Below are 19,292 nucleotides of genomic sequence, written 5' to 3' on the forward strand. Positions count from 1 at the left end.
CATGACAGAACAACAAAAAGTGGTGCTGGTGATCGGTGCGGGAGATGCCACTGGCGGCGAAATCGCCAAGCGCTTTGCCCGTGAGGGGTACATCGCCTGCGTCACACGGCGTCAGGTCGACAAACTGCAACCCTTGGTGGAAGAGATCCGTGCTGCCGGCGGGCAGGCACACGGTTTCGCCTCCGATGCACGCAAGGAAGATGAAGTCGCCGAGCTTGTCGAAACCATCGAGCGCGATATCGGGCCGATCGAAGCCTTCGTTTTCAATATTGGCGCCAATGTCCCCTGTAGCATCCTTGAGGAAACCCCGCGCAAGTACTTCAAGATCTGGGAAATGGCCTGCTTCGCAGGCTTTCTCACCGCCCAGGCGGTGGCACGGCGCATGGTCGTGCGTGAGCGCGGCACAATCCTGTTTACCGGTGCCACCGCGGGCACCCGTGGCGCAGCCGGGTTTGCGGCCTTCGCCGGAGCCAAGCATGGCCTGCGGGCTTTGGCGCAAAGCATGGCGCGTGAGTTGGGGCCGCGCAATATCCACGTTGCCCATGTGGTGGTGGATGGCGCCATCGACACCGCATTCATCCGTGACAGTTTCCCCGAACGCTACGCCCTCAAGGATCAGGACGGCATTCTGGATCCGGCGCACATCGCCGACAGCTACTGGTTCCTGCACGCACAGCCACGCGACGCCTGGACCTTCGAACTCTACCTGCGCCCGTGGATGGAGCGCTGGTAAGCCCTACCCTTAAAGGAGTGCGTTGCATGAGCAAGACCGTGGAGTTCTTCTTCGACCTGGGTAGCCCCGCCAGCTATCTGGCCTGGACCCAGCTACCGGCGCTGTGCGCCCGCCATGGCGCAGCGTTGCGTTACCGGCCGATGTTGCTTGGCGGCGTGTTTCAGGCCACAGGCAACGCGTCGCCAGTGATGATCCCCGCCAAGGGGCGCTACATGCTCACCGACCTGGCGCGGTTTGCCGCGCGCTATGGCGTGCCGTTCGGGCTGCCGCCTGGCTTTCCCATCAACACCTTGGCCTTGATGCGTGGCCTGGTGGGCACGCAGTTGCGCGCGCCGGAACGCTTCGACGCTTTGCTCGCGGCGCTGTTCAACGGGTTATGGGTACAACGGCGCAACCTTGGTGATGTCACCGTATTGGAGCAGGTGCTCGCTGAAGCCGGTTTTACCGCCGCTGAATTTCAGGTGCTGACTGGCGACGAAGAGGTGAAGGCGGCATTGAAACAGGCGACAGAAGAGGCTGTGGAGCGCGGGGTGTTTGGTGCGCCGACCTGTTTTGTCGATGGCCAGATGTACTTTGGCCAGGATCGTCTGGACTTCGTGGCCGATGCACTGAAGCTTTGAGCGCTGCGGGCTGTTCGCGGTGCTGGCCGCGATCAGCCCGGCCCATTGGGCCTTGAATCAGAAATTGGCCGGCGTGTTGGCGCTGATGATCTCCGCCTCGTCCTGACCAATGTTCTTGAAGCTGTGCGGCAGGGTAGTGGGGATGTAGTAACCATCGCCGGAGTTCAGAACGCTGACCTGGCCATCGACCCACAGTTCCACGGTGCCCCGTGTGACCAGTCCGCATTCTTCGCCTTCGGCATGCACGATCGGCTCACCCGAATCGGCACCCGGTGCATACAGTTCACGCAGCATGCGCATCTGCCGTGCCTCGACGCTGGCACCGACCAGCAGCATGCGCAGGCCATTGCGGCCCAGGTCGGGCTGCTCGCTGGCGCGGAACACGAAGCGCTCTTCCCGTACCGGCTCGTCGAAGCTGAAGAACTCTGCCAAGGTCATCGGGATGCCTTCGAGCAGTTTTTTCAGGGAGCTTACCGATGGGCTGACGCGGTTCTGCTCGATTTGCGAAATGGTCGAGTTGGTGAGCCCGCTGCGGCGGGCCAGTTCGCGTTGGGAAAGGTTGTTGCGTTCACGCACCAGTTTGAGTCGTGTCCCCGTGTCCATAGCCGCCTTGTAATCAGAGGTGTTAAAAATAATGGGCGCATTAAAACACACTCTGCACGCTCGCGCGCTGTGCTTGTCAGGCGCGTGAGCGCGGCATAGGCCACAGCCCGACCAGCAGCAACAGCACAGCCACCACCAGGAATGGCAGGCGTGGGTCGAGGGCGTAGATCAGTGTCCCGGCCAGCGGGCCGATCACCGCGCCCATACCTTGAGCTGCGCCGATGGAGCCGGCGGTGGCGCCCTGTTCTGAAGCGTGCATGGCATTGGCGGCGAGTGCCGAGAACGCCGGGAAGACAAAGCCCATGCCGGCGGCAGCGACAAAATAGCACCCCCACAGCCACGGCGCGCTGGTAGCCAGCGAACCGGCGGCAAAGCCCAGTGCCGAAACGCTGGCGCCAACGCGGATCATCTTCAGCGGTGGCCATTCCAGCTGGCGCAGGATGACTTGTGACAGGATCAGTGCCACCCCGACGGTGGTCAGGGCGATGCCGGCAGCCTGGGCGGCCTCTGCCGGCCCCAGCTGCAGGCGGTCAAGGGCGAAGAAGCCGACGATGATCTGCGACACCGTCACGCTGAGCATCGCGCTGAATGCCACCAGCAGCGGCCGGCGCAGGCGCGGGTCGCTCAAGTGCACCGGGCTGGGCGCATGGCGATGGGCCAGGGGTTGTGGCTTGAGTTTGAACAGCAGGACCAGAAACGCGCTGGCAGGCAGCAGCGACATCACATGGAAGGGCAGGCTCAAGCTGTACCGTGCCAGCAATGCCGCCAGCGCCGGCCCGAGTACCAGGCCCACGGCATTCGCTGCACCCAGCGATGCCATGGCACGGGCGCGCTGTTGTGGCCCGACATGATCGGCGATCAGCGCATTGCAGCCCACCGGGATGGCCGCGTAGAAGGCACCGATGCAGCCGCGCGCGAGCATCAGGCCGACGAACGCCAAGGTAGCCCCGGGCAGCCAGCGCAATGCGCCTTCGACGAACAGGCACAGCAGCCAATACGCCACCGTGAAGCCGGCACTGCCCAGCAACAGGATGCGTCGGCGGCCCAGGCGGTCGGCTGCGCGGCCCCAGGGGCGGGCCAGCAGCACCCAGACCACACCTGACACAGTCACCGCAGCGCCAGCTTGCCAGGTGGCCATGCCGAGCAGTCGGGCGATGGGCCCGATCAAGGCGACGAATGCCATCATCGCCATGGTGCAGGCCATGTTGGCCAGCAGCAACGGGCGCGTGTCCAGTGTACTGGCGGTGGTCAAGGGGGCAGGGTCCTTTGCGACATTCATTGGGCAGTCCAGGGCAGTTGAACAGACGGCGTGCAGATCGATGAGACATTCAGCGTTGCGGGCCAGCCCATGCACCGCATGCCGTCAGTCACTGCGGCGCAGCGGCCCTGGCCACATGCTACGCAATACCCCGTCCCGGCGCACCAGTGCATGCATCAGCGCCGCGCCCAGGTGCACCAGTACCGTAGCGAACAACAGGTAGCCGGCCCAGCCATGCGCCTGGCGCAACATTGCGTACAGTTGCAGGTCGTGCGGGGCGATCGCGGGCAGTTGCAGCGGGCGCGGATACCCGCCTGCCGACAGCATGGCCCAGCCCAATAGCGGCATTGCCAGCATCAACGCGTAGAGCAACAGGTGCGATGCGCCTGCGGCGAGCCGCTGCAGCGGGGGCAGGTCTTGTGGCAGAGGGGGGTGAGGAAGGCTCAGGCGCAGACCGATACGCACGATCACCAGAAGCAGCAGCGCCAGGCCCGTGGCCTTGTGCAACTCTACCAGCACCGGGTGGCGCAGCGACAGGTCGCCAACCATGCTCACGCCAATGAACAGCATGGCGATGATCAGAATCGCCATCAGCCAATGCACCAAGCGGGCAAGGGGGTGGAAGGCTTCGGGTTTCATGGGCGGGCTCCTGCGCCGAGGGATTCGCGGCTGCGGCGGTTGAAGGACTCCGAGTAGGCCGCCGAACGGGCAGCGAGAATCGGGTCATTGGAAGGCTGGATGCCGCTGGGCAGGATCAACGGGTCGAAATTCAGGTCACGGCAAGCGCCTTGCTCCGGTGCATCCACCTGTTCGATGACCAGGGTGCCGGCATCTACGCTGCGCCGTTCGGCGGGCCAGGGCTGGGCCGGGTTGTCCTGTGCATCGCCGGGGTTGGCCAGTACAAGCCGCAAGGTCCAGCGCAACGGCCCCTGGGTCAGGCGTTGCTGCAGGTCATGCTGCAGGAACTGTTTGTCGTCGACCTTGCCGGGCAGGGCAGCGAAAGGCGTTTGTGGCTCGAGCTGCCAACGCACCGGGTGCGCAGTGCCACTGGCGTCGATCAGGCGGAAGGCATTGATGCTGTGGTACTGGGTGTTGGCGAAACTGTCGCTGGGTTTGTAGCTTGCGGCCCATTGGCGGAAGGCAGCGCTTTCCGGGTGGGCGGCAAAGAAGGCCTGCTGCTTTGCCGGGTCCGGCTTGCCGGTGGCAGGGTCTGGCGCGTTGGCCAGCACCTGGTCGTAAAACCCTTGTGGTGTGCTGATCGCCAGCACAGGGGGGTTGTTCATCCCGGTGCGCCAGACTTGGCCGTCGTCGGTGCTCAGCTCAATTGCCAGGCTGCGCACCGGTATGCCCGTATCGGGGGCGAACGGGTTGGCGCCACCGATGGCGAAGCGGCCGATTACCGGTACCCGATCCTGGGTGAACGCGCGTGCTGTCGACAGCGTGGCGGCCTGGCCGCTGGGCTGGAAGTAGCCGCTGACGCACAGGCCTTTCGCGTGGTTCTTGCGATAGCCCGGGTAGTGGCCGGCCTGGGCTTCGAAGGTGTCGATGATGCGTTGCGGAGTCAGCTGCGGCCCGCCGATCCAGCCTGCGGCGTAGGCAAAGCCTGCGCCCAAAGCCAGCATCACGGCGCCAATGCCGGCCAGGCGCAGGGCCTTGTCCGGGCCGTGCAAGGGTGAGTTCATGGTGTTCATCCGGTTCAGTGAAGATGCCGGTACGACGGGGCAGGGAACTATTTATTCCATCGATGGGAATAAATTTTGTGGCGGCGCGTCTGCCCCCTACACTGACAACCCCCGAGCCGGTACCTTGCCATGCACGACCTGGACGAACAGCAGTGGCGCGAGTTGCTGCAGCGCCTGCGCCGCTTTGCCTTGTGGCTGAGCCGCGAACCGGGCAGCGCCGACGACCTGGTGCAGGGCACTGTAGAACGTGCCCTCAGCCGCAGCAGCCAGCAACGTGATGCCGATGCGCTGCGTGCCTGGTTGTTCACCATTCTTTACCGGCTGTTTCTCGACGGTAAACGCCGTGAGCGCCTGCATAACCGCTGGCTATCGTGGTTCGGCCGCGCGGAGCAGGAAAGCGAAGCGCTCGGCGGTAACATCGAGAGCATCGTTCTGGCCCAGGCCGACCTGCAGGCCTTTGCCCGGCTATCGACCGAACAGCGTGCCTTGTTGCTGTTGGTGAGTGTCGAAGGGCTGAGCTACAAGGAGGCGGCCCAGGCACTGGGCATCCCCATCGGCACAGTGATGTCGCGCCTGTCACGTGCCCGTGCCGCCTTGCGTGAACTGACTGAGGGCAACCCCCAGCCCCCGGCCTTGCGGAGACTGAAATGACGCGCCTGATACCCAGCGAAGACGAACTGCATGCCTATGTTGACGATCGACTCGAGCCGACGCGGCGTGCCGAGGTGCAGGCCTGGCTGACGGCCAACCCTGAGCAAGCTGCACGTATCGAGGCCTGGCGCAACGATGCTCGACGCTTGCGCACGGCCCTGGCCGGGTTTGGCGATCAACCTAGGGCGGCGCAGTTGGATCGGGGCCAGTTGCAGCGGCGTGTGCGTCAACGGCGCCAACGCCGCCTGGCTTCGGCTGCGGTTTTGCTGCTGGCACTGGGCATAGGCGGGGTGGGTGGTTGGCAGGCCCGGCAGGTCACGCTGGCAGGGAACGAGTTGCCCATGGCTGATGCCGTTCAGGCGCATCGCTTGTTCGCCGGCAGTGAGGCGCTGGATATTCAGGCCAGTGACCCGACGCAACTGCGCGACTGGCTGGGCAGGCATTTCAGCAGGGTGGGGCAGCTGCCTGACCTCACCGGCTACGGGTTCCAGCCTGTGGGCGCACGATTGTTGAGCAATGAGCAAGGGCCAGCGGCGTTGCTGGTGTTCCAGGACCGCCAAGGGCAGCGCATCAGCCTGTTCCTGCGCTCACCTGGGGAGCGTTTCGAGCGCATGCCGCAAGGGCAGCGTGTCGATGGCCAGCTGGAGGCGAGGTATTGGTCGCATGGGGCCTATAACTTTGCCTTGGTCAGTGCGGCGGATGATGTGCGCGGGGCGGGTGTGGGGGAGGCCTTGCGGTTGGGCCTTTAGTGTCGGTCAGCCCCCCCGTCGCGACGCGTCCGCTGTGGGGGCCGGCTTGCCGGCGATCACCGGCAAAGCCGGTGCCATGCACCGCAGTGCCTGCATCGCTGCGAGCCGGTTCACACGACAAGCGTTGGGCTGCCTCACTCGTGAAGGCGCCGGAGCCTGTCAGCTCAATTCAAGCCAGATCGGCGCGTGGTCCGAGGGTTTTTCCATTGCGCGCAGCTCATAGTCCACACCTGCGGCCTTGATCCGCGGCACCAGGTGCTGCGAAGCCATGATCAGGTCGATGCGCAGGCCACGCTTGGGCTCGTCCTCGAAGCCGCGGCTGCGGTAGTCGAACCAACTGAAGCGGTCCGTTACTTCTGGATGCAGGTGGCGGAAACTGTCCACCAGCCCCCAGCCCTTGAGGCGCTCCATCCACTCGCGTTCCTCGGGGAGGAAGCTGCATTTGCCTGTCCTCAGCCAGCGTTTGGCGTTGTCCGGACCGATACCGATGTCGCAGTCCTGGGGCGAGATGTTCATGTCGCCCATTACCAGCACCGGTTGGTCCTGCTTGAACTGCCCCTCCAGCAACGCCTGCAGGTCGCTGTAGAAACGCTGCTTGGCCGGAAACTTGGTGGGGTGGTCGCGGCTTTCGCCCTGCGGGAAGTAACCATTCATGATGGTGATCGGCGTGCCATTGGCATCAGCGAACGTGCCCCAGATGAAACGGCGCTGGGCGTCTTCTTCGTCTGTGGCAAAGCCTTTGAACAGGCTCAGCGGCGCCTGGCGCGAGAGCAGGGCGACGCCGTAGTGGCCTTTCTGGCCATGGTAGTGCACGTGGTAGCCCAGGGCCTGAACGTCGGCCAAGGGGAACTGATCGTCGCTGACCTTGGTTTCCTGCAGGCCGATCACGTCCGGCTGGTGCTTTTCGATCAGCGCCGCCAGCTGGTGCGGGCGGGCCCGCAGGCCATTGATGTTGAAACAGACGATCTTCATGGAAAGACAATCCCGGTAAAAGGCCGGATGCTAGCCGACATCGTCCCTGATCACCAGCGTGGCGGCTTCGCGAAGGCGCTGCTAACGTGCACTCAAGGGGGGAACGATGCGCCGTGGGGCTCCTCCAAGGCACTGTATGCCCATTCCAGGAGGACTGCCCGCAATGCCCGAAGCCACTGCCGCCCAGGCTCGCATCTGCACACTCGATGATGGCTACAGCCGTGAGGCACGCTCACTGCTGTACAACGCCTACCTGAAAGAGCCCACCTTTGCCTACATCTTCGAGGCCCAGCGCCCTGGCTATGAACGACGCTTGCGCGTGATGGTGCGCGAGTGGGTACGACAGCATTTCTACCTGCAGTTGCCGGCCATTGGCCTGTTGCTGGATGACCGCCTGATAGCGTTGGCGCTGATCGTACCGCCGCAGCGCCGGTTGGGCGTGGCCGACAGTTGGGCCTGGCGCCTGCGCATGCTGCTGGGCACCGGGCAACGCTGCACCCGACGCTACATGGATTATCAGGCGGCGCTGGTCGGTTGCCTGCCGACAGAACAGGTCCACATGTTGCCGCTCCTGGGTGTGCACCCAGCATTTCGCGGTCAGCACTATGGCGAACAATTGTTACAGGCCGTGCACGACTGGTGCGCAGAAGACCCCAACACACAAGGCGTGGTGCTGGATTCGGGCAACGAGCATTACCTCCCGTTCTATGAGCGCCAGGGGTATGAGGAGATTGGCGAGGTGGCTGTAGGGCCAATCCGAGAAAGAGTGTTTTTTCATCCCTGTCCGGTATCTTCAATTCCCCCGACAGCATGAAAGCCCGCCAGGCGGCTCCCTTGAGCGCCTGGCTCTGGTAGCATGCGCCGCATGACGTATTCAGGAAGACTGACTTGGGGCCTGGTTTTCTGGGCCGCCAGTTTCACAGCATGGGGGCAGAGCGAATTGCTTGTGCAGGTAAACCCTGCCAACAAAGCGCTCAAAGCCAATGTCGAAGGCTACATAGGTACCCTGGGTGACCGCGATGAAGAGGCGCTTTTGCGCTTCAGCCGCGGGGCGCAGGAGCAGGCGCGAAAAGCGGCGCAAGCGCTTGGCTACTATCAGGCGCAGATCGATAGCGAGGTCAGGCCGCCTGCCAAGGCCGACCAACCGGCGAAGCTGATCCTTCATATCGACCCGGGTGAGCCTGTGCGCTTGCGCAACGTAACCGTGCGCATCGAAGGGCCTGCCAGCGAGATGAAAGCGTTTCGCGTACCCGACAGCAAAGCCCTGCGCGCCGGTGAGCAACTCAACCATGGGCTGTACGAGGACGCCAAACGGTTGATCCAGAACCAGGCGTCGCGCTACGGCTTCTTCAGTGGGCATTTCAGCCGCCAGCGCCTTGCCGTCGACCCGCAGGCCGGGGTGGCCGATATCGAACTGGTGTATCAGAGCGGCCCACGCTATCGCTTGGGTGCGGTCAGGTTCAGTGGCGACACGCCGCTGGACGAAGAACTGCTGCAGCGCATGGTCTCGTTCGAACCGGGCACGCCATACGACTCCGAACTGATCGCTGAGCTGAACAACGACCTGCAGTCCAGCGGCTATTTCGAGGGTGTGCGGGTCGATGCTGCGCCCACTGCCGCAGTGGCTGAGCAAATCCCCGTGGACGTGCGCCTCGATACCCGCAAACCGCGGACAATAGGCCTGGGCCTGGGTTACTCGACGGATGTCGGGCCGCGCGGCAAAGCCAATTGGACACTCCACTGGGTCAACCCCCAAGGTCACAGCTACGGCTGGGAAACAGAACTTTCAGCCCCCCGGCAAAACGTGGGGCTGTGGTACGACGTGCCCCTTGACCCGCCCCTGACCGACAAGTTGCGTTTCGCTGGCGGCTATCAGAATGAAGAGATCGCCGGTACAGACACACTCAGCAAGCTGCTGACCGTGGGGCCGGAATGGCACAGCAAGCTGCCCAGTGGCTGGCAACGGGTGATCTCGCTCAAGTACCAGCGTGAAGAGTATCGCCTTGGCGACGATTCGGGCCTGAGCAACCTGCTTATGCCGGGCGTAAGTTTCTCCTACCTGCGCAGCGACAACCGCATCGACCCGCACAATGGCTACCGCCTGCAGTTCGATACCCAGGTGGCCAAGGAAGGGCTGGTGTCCGACACCAACCTGTTGCATGGCAACGTGCTGCTCAAGGGCCTGACCACGCTCGGGCACAACCACCGCTTGCTCGGCAGGGTGCAGTTCGGTGGCAGCGCCACCAACGGTTACAAGAACAACATCCCGCCATCGCTGCGTTTCTTCGCCGGTGGTGACCAGAGCGTGCGCGGCTACGACTATCAGACGCTGTCGCCAAAGAACAGCGACGGCGACCGTATCGGTGGCCGCTACTTGGTGGCAGGCAGCGTCGAATACCAGTATTCGCTGACCGAGAAGTGGCGTGTGGCGACATTCGTCGACCAGGGCAATTCGTTCAACACGCTGGAGCTGCCGAGCCTCAAGACCGGGGTCGGTATCGGCGTGCGCTGGGTTTCGCCGGTCGGGCCATTGCGCCTTGACCTGGCCAAGGCCCTTGATGACGACGGTGGTATCCGCCTGCACTTCTCCATGGGGCCTGAGCTGTGATGCGTGTGTTCAAATTCATTTTGCTGGGCCTGCTTGGCAGTGTGTTACTGGTTGTTCTGGCGCTGGCAGCGATACTTGGTACCGAAGGCGGCAGCCGTTGGGTACTTGGGCGCGTGCCAGGCCTGCAGGTCGATAACTTTCAAGGGCGCCTTGCGGGCAGGTGGCAGGCGAGCCAATTGACCTGGGCTGACGGCGGCAACCGCGTCGAAGTGCTGGCTCCGCTGCTGAACTGGACACCTGGCTGTTTATTGCGGGCAACGCTGTGCATCGATCAACTGCATGCCCAGCGTATCGACATGGTGTTCGCACCGAGCGAGCAACCTGCCGACAGCGGGCCGCTGCAGTTACCGATTTTGCGGCTGCCGGTGGCCATCGAGCTGGGTGACGTCAAGGTTAGTCAGGTGCGCCTCGATGGTAGCGACCTGCTCGGCGATCTTCACCTGGCGGCGCACTGGACTGCCACAGGGCTGCAGATCGACAGCCTGCAACTGCAGCGCGATGACCTGCAATTGAATGTGCAGGGCGATCTGCAACCCGAGGGTGACTGGCCGGTGCAACTGCAGGGGCAGGTGCACCTGCCTGCGGTGCAAGGGCAGGCCTGGCAACTGGCACTGACCGCCAAAGGCGAGTTGCAGAAAACCCTTGAACTGGATGCGACCAGCAGCGGTTATCTCAACGCGCGTCTGACCGGTGAGTTGCAGGCACTGGCCGAGCACTTGCCAGCCAGGTTGCAGCTGCGCTCCGATGCCTTCAAACCCGCGCAAACGCTGCCGGACACGCTGCAGCTCAATCAGCTCAAGCTCGACGCCGAGGGCGATTTGCTCAAAGGTTATCAGTTGTCTGGTAGCGCCAGCCTGCCGGCAGAACAGGCACCGATCGCCCTGCTGCTCAAGGGCAAGGTAGATGCCAAAGGGGCGAACGTTCAGGCGTTGGACCTTTCTGCCAGCGACGCTCAGCACGTGAAGCTGCAGGCCAGCGCCGACTGGCAGCAAGGCCTGGTGGCCGATGCTCAGCTCGACTGGCAGGATTTCCCGTGGCTACGTCTGTACCCGTTGGACGCGCCGCCAGATGTCACGCTCAAGCGCTTCAACGCGCAGGTGCAATACCGCGATGGCAGTTACCAGGGTACTTTCAATGGCGACCTCGACGGCCCAGCCGGAGCCTTTACGTTGGCCAGCCCTTTCGAGGGTGACCTTGGCCAGGTGCGCCTGCCGCAATTGGCCCTGACCGCCGGGCAAGGCAAGGCAGCCGGCAGTGTCGCGGTGCGCTTTGCCGATACCCTGGCCTGGGATGTCGACCTGCAGTTGTCGGCACTCGACCCCGCCTACTGGCTCGCCGAACTGCCCGGTACCCTGGCCGGTCCGTTGCGCAGCAAAGGTGAAATGAAGGGTGAGCAGCTCACCCTCGATGCCCAGCTTGATCTAAAGGGCCGCCTGCGCGGCCAGCCTGCGATGCTCAAGGTACAGGCCGAAGGCGCCGGGCAGAACTGGACCCTCGGTGCGCTGGCCGTGCAGTTGGGTGACAACCGCATCAACGGCAGTGGCAGCCTGCAGCAGCGCCTGGCCGGGCGTGTCGACCTCGACCTGCCCCGGCTAGGGCAACTGTGGCCCGGGCTGCGAGGCCAGGCAAACGGGCGGCTGGATGTCAGCGGCACGCTGAGCGCTCCCCAGGGTACCCTCACCCTGCAAGGCCAGCAGTTGGCGCAGGAGCAGAACCGTATCCAGCGGCTTGACCTCAATGCACGCCTGGACAACGCCCAGCGTGGCGTGATCAACCTCAAGGCCAATGGTATTCGCCTGGGCGATACGGCGTTGGGCACCTTGCAGGCCAACGGCAAGGGCGATATCCGCCAGCAAGCCCTGACCCTGGGTCTCGATGGCCCGCAGTTGAAGCTTGACCTGGGGCTCGACGGCCAGTTGAACAAGGGGGATTGGCGTGGCCGGCTGGCCAGCGGCAGAGTCCAGGCCGGTGGCCAGGACTGGCAGTTGCAGGCGCCGGCCCGCCTGCAGCGCCTGGCCAGCGGCCAACTGGACTTCGGTGCCCACTGCTGGCGCTCCGGTCAGGCCAGCCTGTGTGGCGAGGATCAACGCCTGGCACCAGAGCCACGCCTGCGTTATCACCTCAAACAGTTCCCGCTGGACAGCCTGGCCCAATGGCTGCCGAAGGATTTCGCCTGGCAGGGGCTGCTCAATGCTGACGTCAATCTGGACATTCCAGCCAGCGGCCCCAAGGGTGTCGTGCGTATCGATGCCAGTGGCGGCACCCTGAGGGTGCGGGACAATGGGCGCTGGATCGATTTCCCTTACCAGGCGCTGCGCCTGGACAGCACCCTGGCGCCTCGCCGCATCGATACACGGCTGAATTTCCGTGGCGAGCGCCTCGGCGAGTTGAGCCTGAACGCCCGTCTCGACCCGCTGGGGAAAGACAAGCCGCTGTCGGGTGACTTCCGCCTCGCCGGTCTGGACCTGTCGGTTGCCCGGCCTTTCGTACCGATGGTCGAGCGCCTGGCAGGCCAATTGAATGGCAGTGGCCGATTGTCCGGCACCTTGCTGGCGCCAAAGGTCAACGGCAACCTGATGCTCAGGGGTGGCGAGGTCAGTGGTGCTGAGCTGCCCGTCAGTTTGCAGGACCTGTCGCTGCAGGCCTTGATCGCTGGCGAGCAGGTTCAGCTCAACGGTGGTTGGCGCAGTGGCGAGGCGGGCCGTGGCCGGCTGAGCGGAGACCTGACCTGGGGCCAGGCCCTGGGCATGAACCTGCGCCTGCAGGGCCAGCAGTTGCCGGTTACCGTCGAACCCTACGCAACACTTGAGGTTGCGCCGGACCTGAGCCTGCGCCTGATCGACGACAAACTGGCGGTGACCGGCAAGGTGCTGGTGCCCAAAGGCAAGATCACGGTGCGCGAACTGCCGCCATCGACCGTGAAAGTATCGGACGACACCGTCATCGTCGGCCACCAGACCGAGGAAGGCAAAACGCCCATGGCGATGGCCATGGACATTGATGTAGAGGTTGGGCAAGACAAACTGTCGTTCAGCGGTTTTGGGCTTACCGCCAACTTGCTCGGCCATGTACACATCGGCGACAACATGGACACCCGTGGTGAGTTGAGCCTGGCTGACGGACGCTATCGCGCCTACGGTCAGCGCCTGACCATTCGCCGTGCGCGCTTGCTGTTCGCCGGGCCCATCGACCAGCCCTACCTGGACATCGAAGCCATTCGGCAGGTTGATGACGTGATCGCCGGTATTCGCCTGAGCGGCAGTGCCGAGCAGCCTACTACCAAGGTGTTTTCGGAGCCGGCGATGAGCCAGGAACAGGCGCTGTCCTACCTGGTGCTGGGCCGACCGCTGGGCACTTCGGGCGAGGACAACAACATGCTTGCCGAGGCGGCCCTGGGCCTGGGCCTGGCTGGCAGCGCAGGAATCACCGGCAGCCTCGCGTCAAGCCTGGGTATTGACGATTTCCAGTTGGACACTGAGGGCTCGGGCAACTCCACCAGTGTGGTGGCTAGCGGTAACCTGACCGAGAAACTGAGCTTGCGATATGGGGTAGGGGTGTTCGAGCCGGCCAATACCATTGCGTTGCGCTACAAGCTGAGCAAGAAGGTCTACCTTGAGGCGGCGAGTGGCCTGGCCAGTTCGCTGGATATTTTCTACAAGCGCGACTTCTGAAGGGGCGCCATCACCGCACGGTGGCGGCCTCGATGAACTCATTGGTTTCAGGGGCAGGCGCAGTGGGCGGCTTGCGGGTGGGGTTGATCAGCTTGGTATATTCCTCGATCAGCCGGTTGAGCGCCTCGGGTGGCTCGCTGGCTTGAAACTGCATGCGGATCTGTACCTCGTCCGGGTCTCGCGTTTCCCCCTGGCGGCCCTGGGCGCCAATGGTGACCTTGAAGGCCGCAGCGCCGCCGGCCTCCTCATTCGCCTGCATCGCACGCAGCGCCTCCGTGCCATTGACCCGCACAGAGAGGTCGACCTGCATGCGCTCCAGAGCCAGCCCCTTGGGTGAAACCAGGGCGAACAACGGCACGCGTATCACATGCTTGTCGTCCATGGCGACCTCGACCATCTTGGCTTTCATAGGAGCCCCGAGCGCCTGCGGATCGATGTCGAAAAAGTGATCGAACAGATTGATGTACTGCTGGGCAATCAGGCTATTGGTTGCCGCAGCGGCTTCCTGCAGGCCACGGGTGATATCCCGCAGGTCAATCGCGGTCATGGGGGCAGGGTGGTTGTCCACTCACTTGTCTCCTTGGTACACGGGGAGCCCCGCTGTGTTCAGCGAGGCGGACATTTTGAGACAGGGCGAAGGATCAGGGAGTGGTGGCACCTGCAGAGGCGGTGCTCGCTGTATCGTCCTTCAGTACGTCAGCATCGGAAATCGCATCCGTGCTTATCAGGGTCGAGTTGGGTACCACCGTCGGTTTGGTGGCAGCATCGGTGAGGAAATCGATGACCCTCATCACCGCCTCTGGTGGATCCTGGCGGCGCAAGGTGGTGTTGAATGCATAGCGGGCACGGGTATCGGACTTGCGGGTCTGCGTGGACTTGTGGCTGATACTGCCCTTCATGTCCAGCTTGAAAGGGCCCCAGCCCAGCGAGGCGGCCATGTCACCACCTTTGCTGGACTCACTGAAATCCTCGGCCGCTTGGCTGATGGTCAGTTCGAACTCGACCTTGCCTTCTTCAATGACAATGTTCGGGTGGGTAATGGCCGCCAGCAGCGGGACCTTCATGGACTTGCTGACGACGCCTTTGTATTCGCCCTGTTCGTTGACGATGGTCTCGTCATAGTCGAACTGGATGGCAACCGCTTTGCCATCCTGTACGCAGACCTGCATGAGGAAGTCCGCATAGGATTTGCTCGCAGTGACCTGAGCCTGAACCATGGCTTGTAGCGGCCCGGCGATCATACGGTCCATGGGCAAGGCGTTGATGACCGATCCGATAAGGCTGTTGTCTAGGGACATTGCTGGATTCTCTTTCTCTGTTGGATGATGCAAATACGGCCGTCAATGCGGCCGGGTGGGGGTCGTCAGCGCGTGCAAGGCTCCTGGCGACGGATATTGCCGATCTGGCGCAGGCTCAGGCCGTACTTGTCGGCCAGCAGGCTGCGTGACAGCCCTTCAGCGCTTTCTTTCTGGATTTGCAGGTTGCGCAACTGCCGCAGGAAGTGGTCTGGCTTGGGGATTTCCAGTGCTACACCGGCAAACCGCTTGATCAGGGCGTCCAGAGCTTCGCCAGGGAGCACGTCGGCGAGCTTGGTGCGCTCACGATGCTTGGGGATGTATTTGGGCCTTCCGCCGAAGGCGCAGGTCAGTTGGTAGGCGTTTTCTATGCCGATACATTCGATCAGTGACTGCAACGAGTGCGGCAGAAGGCTGATGTCGATGGCTGTGAGATCTGGCAATTCCATGTGGTGCTCCCTCGCGGTAGATGGGGCGCGATGCTTTGATGAGCCGCAATGGCGGGTCAGCGATTACCATCGGCGTTCTGTCGTTGGCGTGAGAGGATTGTCAGTGAGTGACGAATAACGTCGCTAGGCGCCAAGTGGTCCAGCTGTTGTAGCCTCGGGGAGCAAGATTTGAAGGCAACGATTTCGCGTGTTGTAGGACATCGCTCTGGCGTTGCCCTACAGCCGTTGATACTCAGGGGGGCACTTTTCCGTGAGGCAACTGGGTGCCAGTACCCTCAACCGCAGGGGTAAACATGCATCAAGCTCACGTTGCGCAGGTAGGCGTGGGGCCAATCGGCCATTGTTTGAGGCAGACTGCGCCAGTCGACCACGAGGCAGAGAGCACTGAGAGATTGCTTATCGTGCCGGCCCAGCACTTTACCGGGGAAGGATCGGCGATAGAGCGCAAGGGTCTTGCCCACTGCTTCGACTTGTCCGGCGTTGGCCAAGGTTTCGTAGGCGAGCCTTGGCAACTGCGGCTGCTCGATTGTGAAATGGGCGTGGCCGGGCCTTGCGAGCAGGTGCCCGGCTGCCCTTGTTCGATGCCATAACTGTTGCCATTGGTTGCTGCCGGCGTAGTCCGCCAGTTCGCGGCCCATTTTGAGCAATTGCTCAGGTGGTATCTGGCGGATATCCAGGGCGTGGGTGGGGAGAGAGGGCAGTAACAACAGAATGAGCAGGGCGGGCTTGAGCATGGAGCCTCCAGCATGGGCGGTAGGGAGGCCAATGCTTTCAGGCTTGAGGTGCCACGCTAAGCAGGAAATGCAGCGCCGAAAGCCATGGGCGTTGTATCATTGCCCCGGCTCGTTGCGAGCCATTTGCCCCCGATGTTGCAAGGAACTATCGATGACACACGTGCAGCGCCTCAAATATTCGATTCTTATCATCCTGGTGGTGCTGGGCCTCATGCTGGGCCTGTCACATCTGCAAAAACAGGGCACCATCAGTGAACAGACTTTCCAGCTGCTGGCCATCGCCATTGCGGTAGTGGTGGTCGTGATCAACGGGATCCTGCGGCGCAAGGTCAAGCCCTGACCCGTACCGGCCGGCCAGGTATGGCCGGCCATGCGCTCAGCGTGCAGAGGGTTGCTCGAGCACGGCGCGCGCTTGCGGGTTGAGGCTGTAGCACTTGTCGTTGCCCAGGTTGATCACGCCCTCTGCGCACAGCCGCTTGAGCACCTCCCGCACACTGAGAAACGACAGCGGAATATCCAGTTGTTCCAGATGCGCGTGCACACCGCGCACGCCAATGCTGCGGCCGGAGCGGCCGGCGCTGTGCAGGGCGTCGATCACTTTGAGACGAATCAGGCTGGTACGCAGCCCATAGGTGCGCAGCAACTCGCGGATCTGTTCGTTGCCGACACGCTCTTCCCCGCAGGCGTCCTGTCCATTGGCCGCTTTGGCCGGGGTTCGCCCGGTCTGAAGTGAGGATTGCGGGTTGTACATGTGAATGCTCCTTTTCGTGGACTTTCCCGAAATATGGGTGCCTCACTTACTAGGACGAATGAGAACGGAGAATCTGCAGCCTTTGCGCAAAAAAAAGATTCTCTGCCGGTCTCATGAAGACGAATCTGTTTCTCCTTGTGCGTAAAATTTTCATGTGGGCGTTCGTCTGATTGGGAATGATCCCAGAAGCCGAGGAGTGCCCGTGCTCTCAATTTCACGTCCCATGACCTGCGCTGGCCTTGCGGCCGCGCTGGTTGTCTCCAGCATGGCCGCGCAGGCGTTGGAACCCAAGTCTGATGCCACTGCGCAAATTCGCCGTACCAGTTTCGGCGTGCCGCATATCGTGGCCAAGGATGAGCGCGGCCTGGGTTACGGCATCGGTTATGCCTATGGCCAAGACAATCTGTGCCTGCTGGCCAATGAAGTGCTGACGGTCAACGGTGAACGTTCGCGCTTTTTTGGCGCGCAGGGCAAAACCCTCGAGCAGCGCGATAACCTGACCAGCGACCTGTTCTTCACCTGGTTCAATACGCCGACTGCGGTCAACAGCTTCCTGCAGGCCCAACCTGCTCAGGTGCGTGATTTGCTGGAGGGCTATGCCAGTGGTTTCAACCGCGCCTTGGCCGAGCGTCGTAGCCAAGGGCTGCCGGCAGAGTGCGGGGATGGTCAGTGGTTGCGGCCGATCACCAGCCTGGACCTGGTCAAGCTGACCCGCCGTCTGCTGGCTGAGGGTGGGTTGGGCCAGTTCGCCGAAGCGCTGGCGGCTGCCCGGCCGCCGCAGTTGGCGAGCCAGCAGGCAGCGCCCACGTTTGGCGAGGCACTTGCCCAGCAGCAGCGCTTCGCTTCGGAGCGCGGCAGCAACGCCGTTGCAGTGGGTGCGGAGCGTTCGGCCAACGGCCGCGGGCTGTTGCTGGCCAACCCGCATTTCCCCTGGATGGGCGGGATGCGCTTCTACCAGATGCAACTGACCATCCCTGGCCGACTGGACGTCATGGGCGCCGCACTGCCTGGCTTGCCGGTAGTGAACATCGGTTTCAACCGTCACCTGGCCTGGACCCACACGGTCGATACGTCCAAACACTTCACCCTCTATCGACTGCAACTGGACCCCAAGGATCCGACCCGCTACCTGCTCGATGGCAAGTCCCTGCCGCTGACGCGCCAGGCTGTGAGTGTCACGGTCAAGGCTGAGGATGGCACGCTGAGCCAGGTGCAGCGCCAGGTCTATAGTTCGAGCTTCGGGCCCGTGGTGCAGTGGCCAGGGCGCCTGGACTGGGACAGCAAAGCGGCCTACAGCCTGCGCGACGCCAATCTGGAAAATACCCGCGTGCTGCAGCAGTGGTATCGCATCAACCGGGCCGATAGCCTGGCGGCACTGAAGGGCTCGGTCGAGCAGTTGCAGGGCATCCCCTGGGTCAATACCTTGGCCGTCGATGCCGGTGGCCAAGCGTTGTACCTTAACCAGTCGGTGGTGCCTTATGTGGACCAGCAGATGCTGAGCCAGTGCAGCAACCCGGCGGCGCAAGGGCCGCTGGTGGTGCTCGGCGGTTCGCGCAGCGCCTGCCAGTGGAAGGTCGATGCACAGGCAGCGCAGCCTGGCATCTTCCCGGCGCATCTGTTGCCCAGCCTTGCGCGCAACGATTTCGTGCAAAGCTCCAACGATCCGGCATGGATGACCAACCCCGCCCAGCCTTTGACGGGGTACTCGCCGCTGATCAGCCGCAGCGACCAGCCCTTGGGCATGCGCGGGCGCTTCGCGCTGGAGCGCCTGCAAGGCAAGGCCAAGCTGGGCATGGAGGACCTGCAGCGTATGGTGATGGATGACGAGGTCTACCTGGCCAGCCTGGTGCTTCCAGACTTGTTGCAATGGTGCAAAGGCGCTGAGGCCGATTTGCAGGCACTGTGTACGAGCCTGGCGAGCTGGGATGGCAAGGCTGACCTGAACAGCGGCATTGGCCTGGTGCACTTCCAGAACATCGTCGACGCCTTGGCCAGGTATCCGCAAAGCTGGCGTGTGGCCTTCGACCCGGCAGACCCGCAACACACGCCGCGTGGGTTGGCAGTGGAGCAGGCGGCGGTGCGCAAGTTGCTGCGCGAAGCGGCGCTGGCCTCACTGCAGCAGGTAGCCAAAGCCGGCGTTGCTGAAGACAGCCGTTGGGGGCAGATCCAGCAGGCGGCCGATGGCACACCGGTGCCGGGCGGCCCGCAGGGCTTGGGGGTGTATAACGCGATCTACAGCGTCCCGCATGGGCCGGGCAAGCGGCTGGTGGTCAGTGGCACCAGTTACTTGCAACTGGTCAGCTTCACCGATAAGGGGCCCCAGGCGCGCGGGTTGTTGGCCTTCTCGCAGTCCAGCGAAGCCGCATCGGCGCATGCGAGCGACCAGACCAAAGCGTTCTCGGCCAAGCAGTTGGCGCACATCCCGTTCACCGAGGCGCAAATCAAGGCTGACCCCGAGTATCGGCAGTATGTGATCAGTGAGCGGGACAAGGGGGCAGTGGCGAGCCAGCCTTAAG

General features: G+C 63.1%; 19 protein-coding genes. 9 read left to right on the top strand and 10 right to left on the bottom strand.

Annotated elements, in window-relative coordinates:
• Position 1: 1 nt before the first annotated feature.
• Both JOE27_RS02960 and JOE27_RS02965 read left to right on the top strand, forming a co-directional pair.
• Complete coding sequence (locus JOE27_RS02960; protein WP_204917825.1) at positions 2-733, top strand: SDR family oxidoreductase; 732 nt, start codon at positions 2-4, stop codon at positions 731-733.
• A gap of 26 nt (positions 734-759) precedes the next feature.
• The gene (locus tag JOE27_RS02965) at positions 760-1,353 is read left to right on the top strand and encodes a 2-hydroxychromene-2-carboxylate isomerase (RefSeq protein WP_204917827.1); all 594 of its coding nucleotides are present in this window, start codon (positions 760-762) and stop codon (positions 1,351-1,353) included.
• A gap of 57 nt (positions 1,354-1,410) precedes the next feature.
• Here the strand turns inward: JOE27_RS02965 and JOE27_RS02970 are convergent, their stop codons facing one another.
• From JOE27_RS02970 to JOE27_RS02985, 4 genes are all read right to left on the bottom strand, one after another.
• Positions 1,411-1,956 (bottom strand): cupin domain-containing protein, encoded by a 546-nt coding sequence (locus tag JOE27_RS02970; RefSeq protein ID WP_012314247.1) that lies wholly within the window; start codon positions 1,954-1,956, stop codon positions 1,411-1,413.
• Positions 1,957-2,032: 76 nt separating this feature from the next.
• Positions 2,033-3,235, bottom strand: a complete 1,203-nt coding sequence (locus JOE27_RS02975; protein WP_115275037.1) for an MFS transporter — start codon at positions 3,233-3,235, stop codon at positions 2,033-2,035.
• Positions 3,236-3,319: 84 nt separating this feature from the next.
• Positions 3,320-3,853 (bottom strand): cytochrome b/b6 domain-containing protein, encoded by a 534-nt coding sequence (locus JOE27_RS02980; protein WP_115275036.1) that lies wholly within the window; start codon positions 3,851-3,853, stop codon positions 3,320-3,322.
• Entirely contained in the window at positions 3,850-4,896 is a 1,047-nt protein-coding gene (locus JOE27_RS02985) for a catalase family peroxidase (protein ID WP_115275563.1), read from the bottom strand. Before JOE27_RS02985 ends, JOE27_RS02980 begins: the two co-directional genes overlap by 4 nt.
• Before the next feature lie 129 nt (positions 4,897-5,025).
• Here JOE27_RS02985 and JOE27_RS02990 point away from each other — a divergent pair, with 129 nt between their 5' ends.
• Positions 5,026-5,547, top strand: coding sequence for a sigma-70 family RNA polymerase sigma factor (locus tag JOE27_RS02990; protein WP_046785443.1), 522 nt, complete (start codon positions 5,026-5,028; stop codon positions 5,545-5,547).
• Positions 5,544-6,296: an anti-sigma factor gene (locus tag JOE27_RS02995; protein ID WP_046785442.1), complete on the top strand. Its 753-nt coding sequence runs from the start codon at positions 5,544-5,546 to the stop codon at positions 6,294-6,296. Before JOE27_RS02990 ends, JOE27_RS02995 begins: the two co-directional genes overlap by 4 nt.
• Before the next feature lie 159 nt (positions 6,297-6,455).
• Here the strand turns inward: JOE27_RS02995 and xthA are convergent, their stop codons facing one another.
• A complete protein-coding gene (xthA, locus tag JOE27_RS03000; protein WP_115275035.1) occupies positions 6,456-7,268 on the bottom strand; it encodes an exodeoxyribonuclease III in 813 nt (270 codons plus the stop codon).
• Between the two features lie 163 nt (positions 7,269-7,431).
• On the opposite strand from xthA, the gene JOE27_RS03005 reads away from it, so the two are divergent.
• The 3 genes from JOE27_RS03005 to JOE27_RS03015 are packed head-to-tail and all read left to right on the top strand — an operon-like array spanning position 7,432 to position 13,547.
• Positions 7,432-8,082 (top strand): GNAT family N-acetyltransferase, encoded by a 651-nt coding sequence (locus tag JOE27_RS03005; RefSeq protein WP_119688933.1) that lies wholly within the window; start codon positions 7,432-7,434, stop codon positions 8,080-8,082.
• Positions 8,083-8,133: 51 nt separating this feature from the next.
• A complete protein-coding gene (locus tag JOE27_RS03010; protein ID WP_204920608.1) occupies positions 8,134-9,876 on the top strand; it encodes an autotransporter assembly complex family protein in 1,743 nt (580 codons plus the stop codon).
• Complete coding sequence (locus tag JOE27_RS03015) at positions 9,873-13,547, top strand: translocation/assembly module TamB domain-containing protein (protein WP_204917829.1); 3,675 nt, start codon at positions 9,873-9,875, stop codon at positions 13,545-13,547. Before JOE27_RS03010 ends, JOE27_RS03015 begins: the two co-directional genes overlap by 4 nt.
• Positions 13,548-13,557: 10 nt before the next feature.
• Here the strand turns inward: JOE27_RS03015 and JOE27_RS03020 are convergent, their stop codons facing one another.
• From JOE27_RS03020 to JOE27_RS03035, 4 genes are all read right to left on the bottom strand, one after another.
• Positions 13,558-14,115, bottom strand: coding sequence for a DUF2589 domain-containing protein (locus JOE27_RS03020; protein ID WP_115275033.1), 558 nt, complete (start codon positions 14,113-14,115; stop codon positions 13,558-13,560).
• 73 nt (positions 14,116-14,188) lie between these two features.
• Complete coding sequence (locus tag JOE27_RS03025) at positions 14,189-14,845, bottom strand: DUF2589 domain-containing protein (protein WP_115275032.1); 657 nt, start codon at positions 14,843-14,845, stop codon at positions 14,189-14,191.
• A 65-nt stretch (positions 14,846-14,910) separates the two neighbouring features.
• Positions 14,911-15,291 carry a transcriptional regulator gene (locus tag JOE27_RS03030; protein ID WP_115275031.1) on the bottom strand — a complete coding sequence of 127 codons (381 nt, stop codon included), beginning with the start codon at positions 15,289-15,291 and terminating at the stop codon, positions 14,911-14,913.
• 275 nt (positions 15,292-15,566) lie between these two features.
• Positions 15,567-16,025, bottom strand: a complete 459-nt coding sequence (locus JOE27_RS03035) for a hypothetical protein (protein ID WP_046785436.1) — start codon at positions 16,023-16,025, stop codon at positions 15,567-15,569.
• Between the two features lie 151 nt (positions 16,026-16,176).
• On the opposite strand from JOE27_RS03035, the gene JOE27_RS03040 reads away from it, so the two are divergent.
• Positions 16,177-16,365, top strand: a complete 189-nt coding sequence (locus JOE27_RS03040; protein WP_012314261.1) for a hypothetical protein — start codon at positions 16,177-16,179, stop codon at positions 16,363-16,365.
• 36 nt (positions 16,366-16,401) lie between these two features.
• Here the strand turns inward: JOE27_RS03040 and JOE27_RS03045 are convergent, their stop codons facing one another.
• Entirely contained in the window at positions 16,402-16,776 is a 375-nt protein-coding gene (locus JOE27_RS03045) for a fe2+ zn2+ uptake regulation protein (RefSeq protein ID WP_115275028.1), read from the bottom strand.
• 223 nt (positions 16,777-16,999) lie between these two features.
• Here JOE27_RS03045 and JOE27_RS03050 point away from each other — a divergent pair, with 223 nt between their 5' ends.
• Positions 17,000-19,291: an acylase gene (locus JOE27_RS03050; RefSeq protein WP_204920609.1), complete on the top strand. Its 2,292-nt coding sequence runs from the start codon at positions 17,000-17,002 to the stop codon at positions 19,289-19,291.
• The last annotated feature ends 1 nt before the right edge of the window (position 19,292 follow it).

The sequence above is a fragment of the Pseudomonas sp. M5 genome (assembly GCF_016907075.1).
Lineage (GTDB): Bacteria > Pseudomonadota > Gammaproteobacteria > Pseudomonadales > Pseudomonadaceae > Aquipseudomonas > Aquipseudomonas putida_E.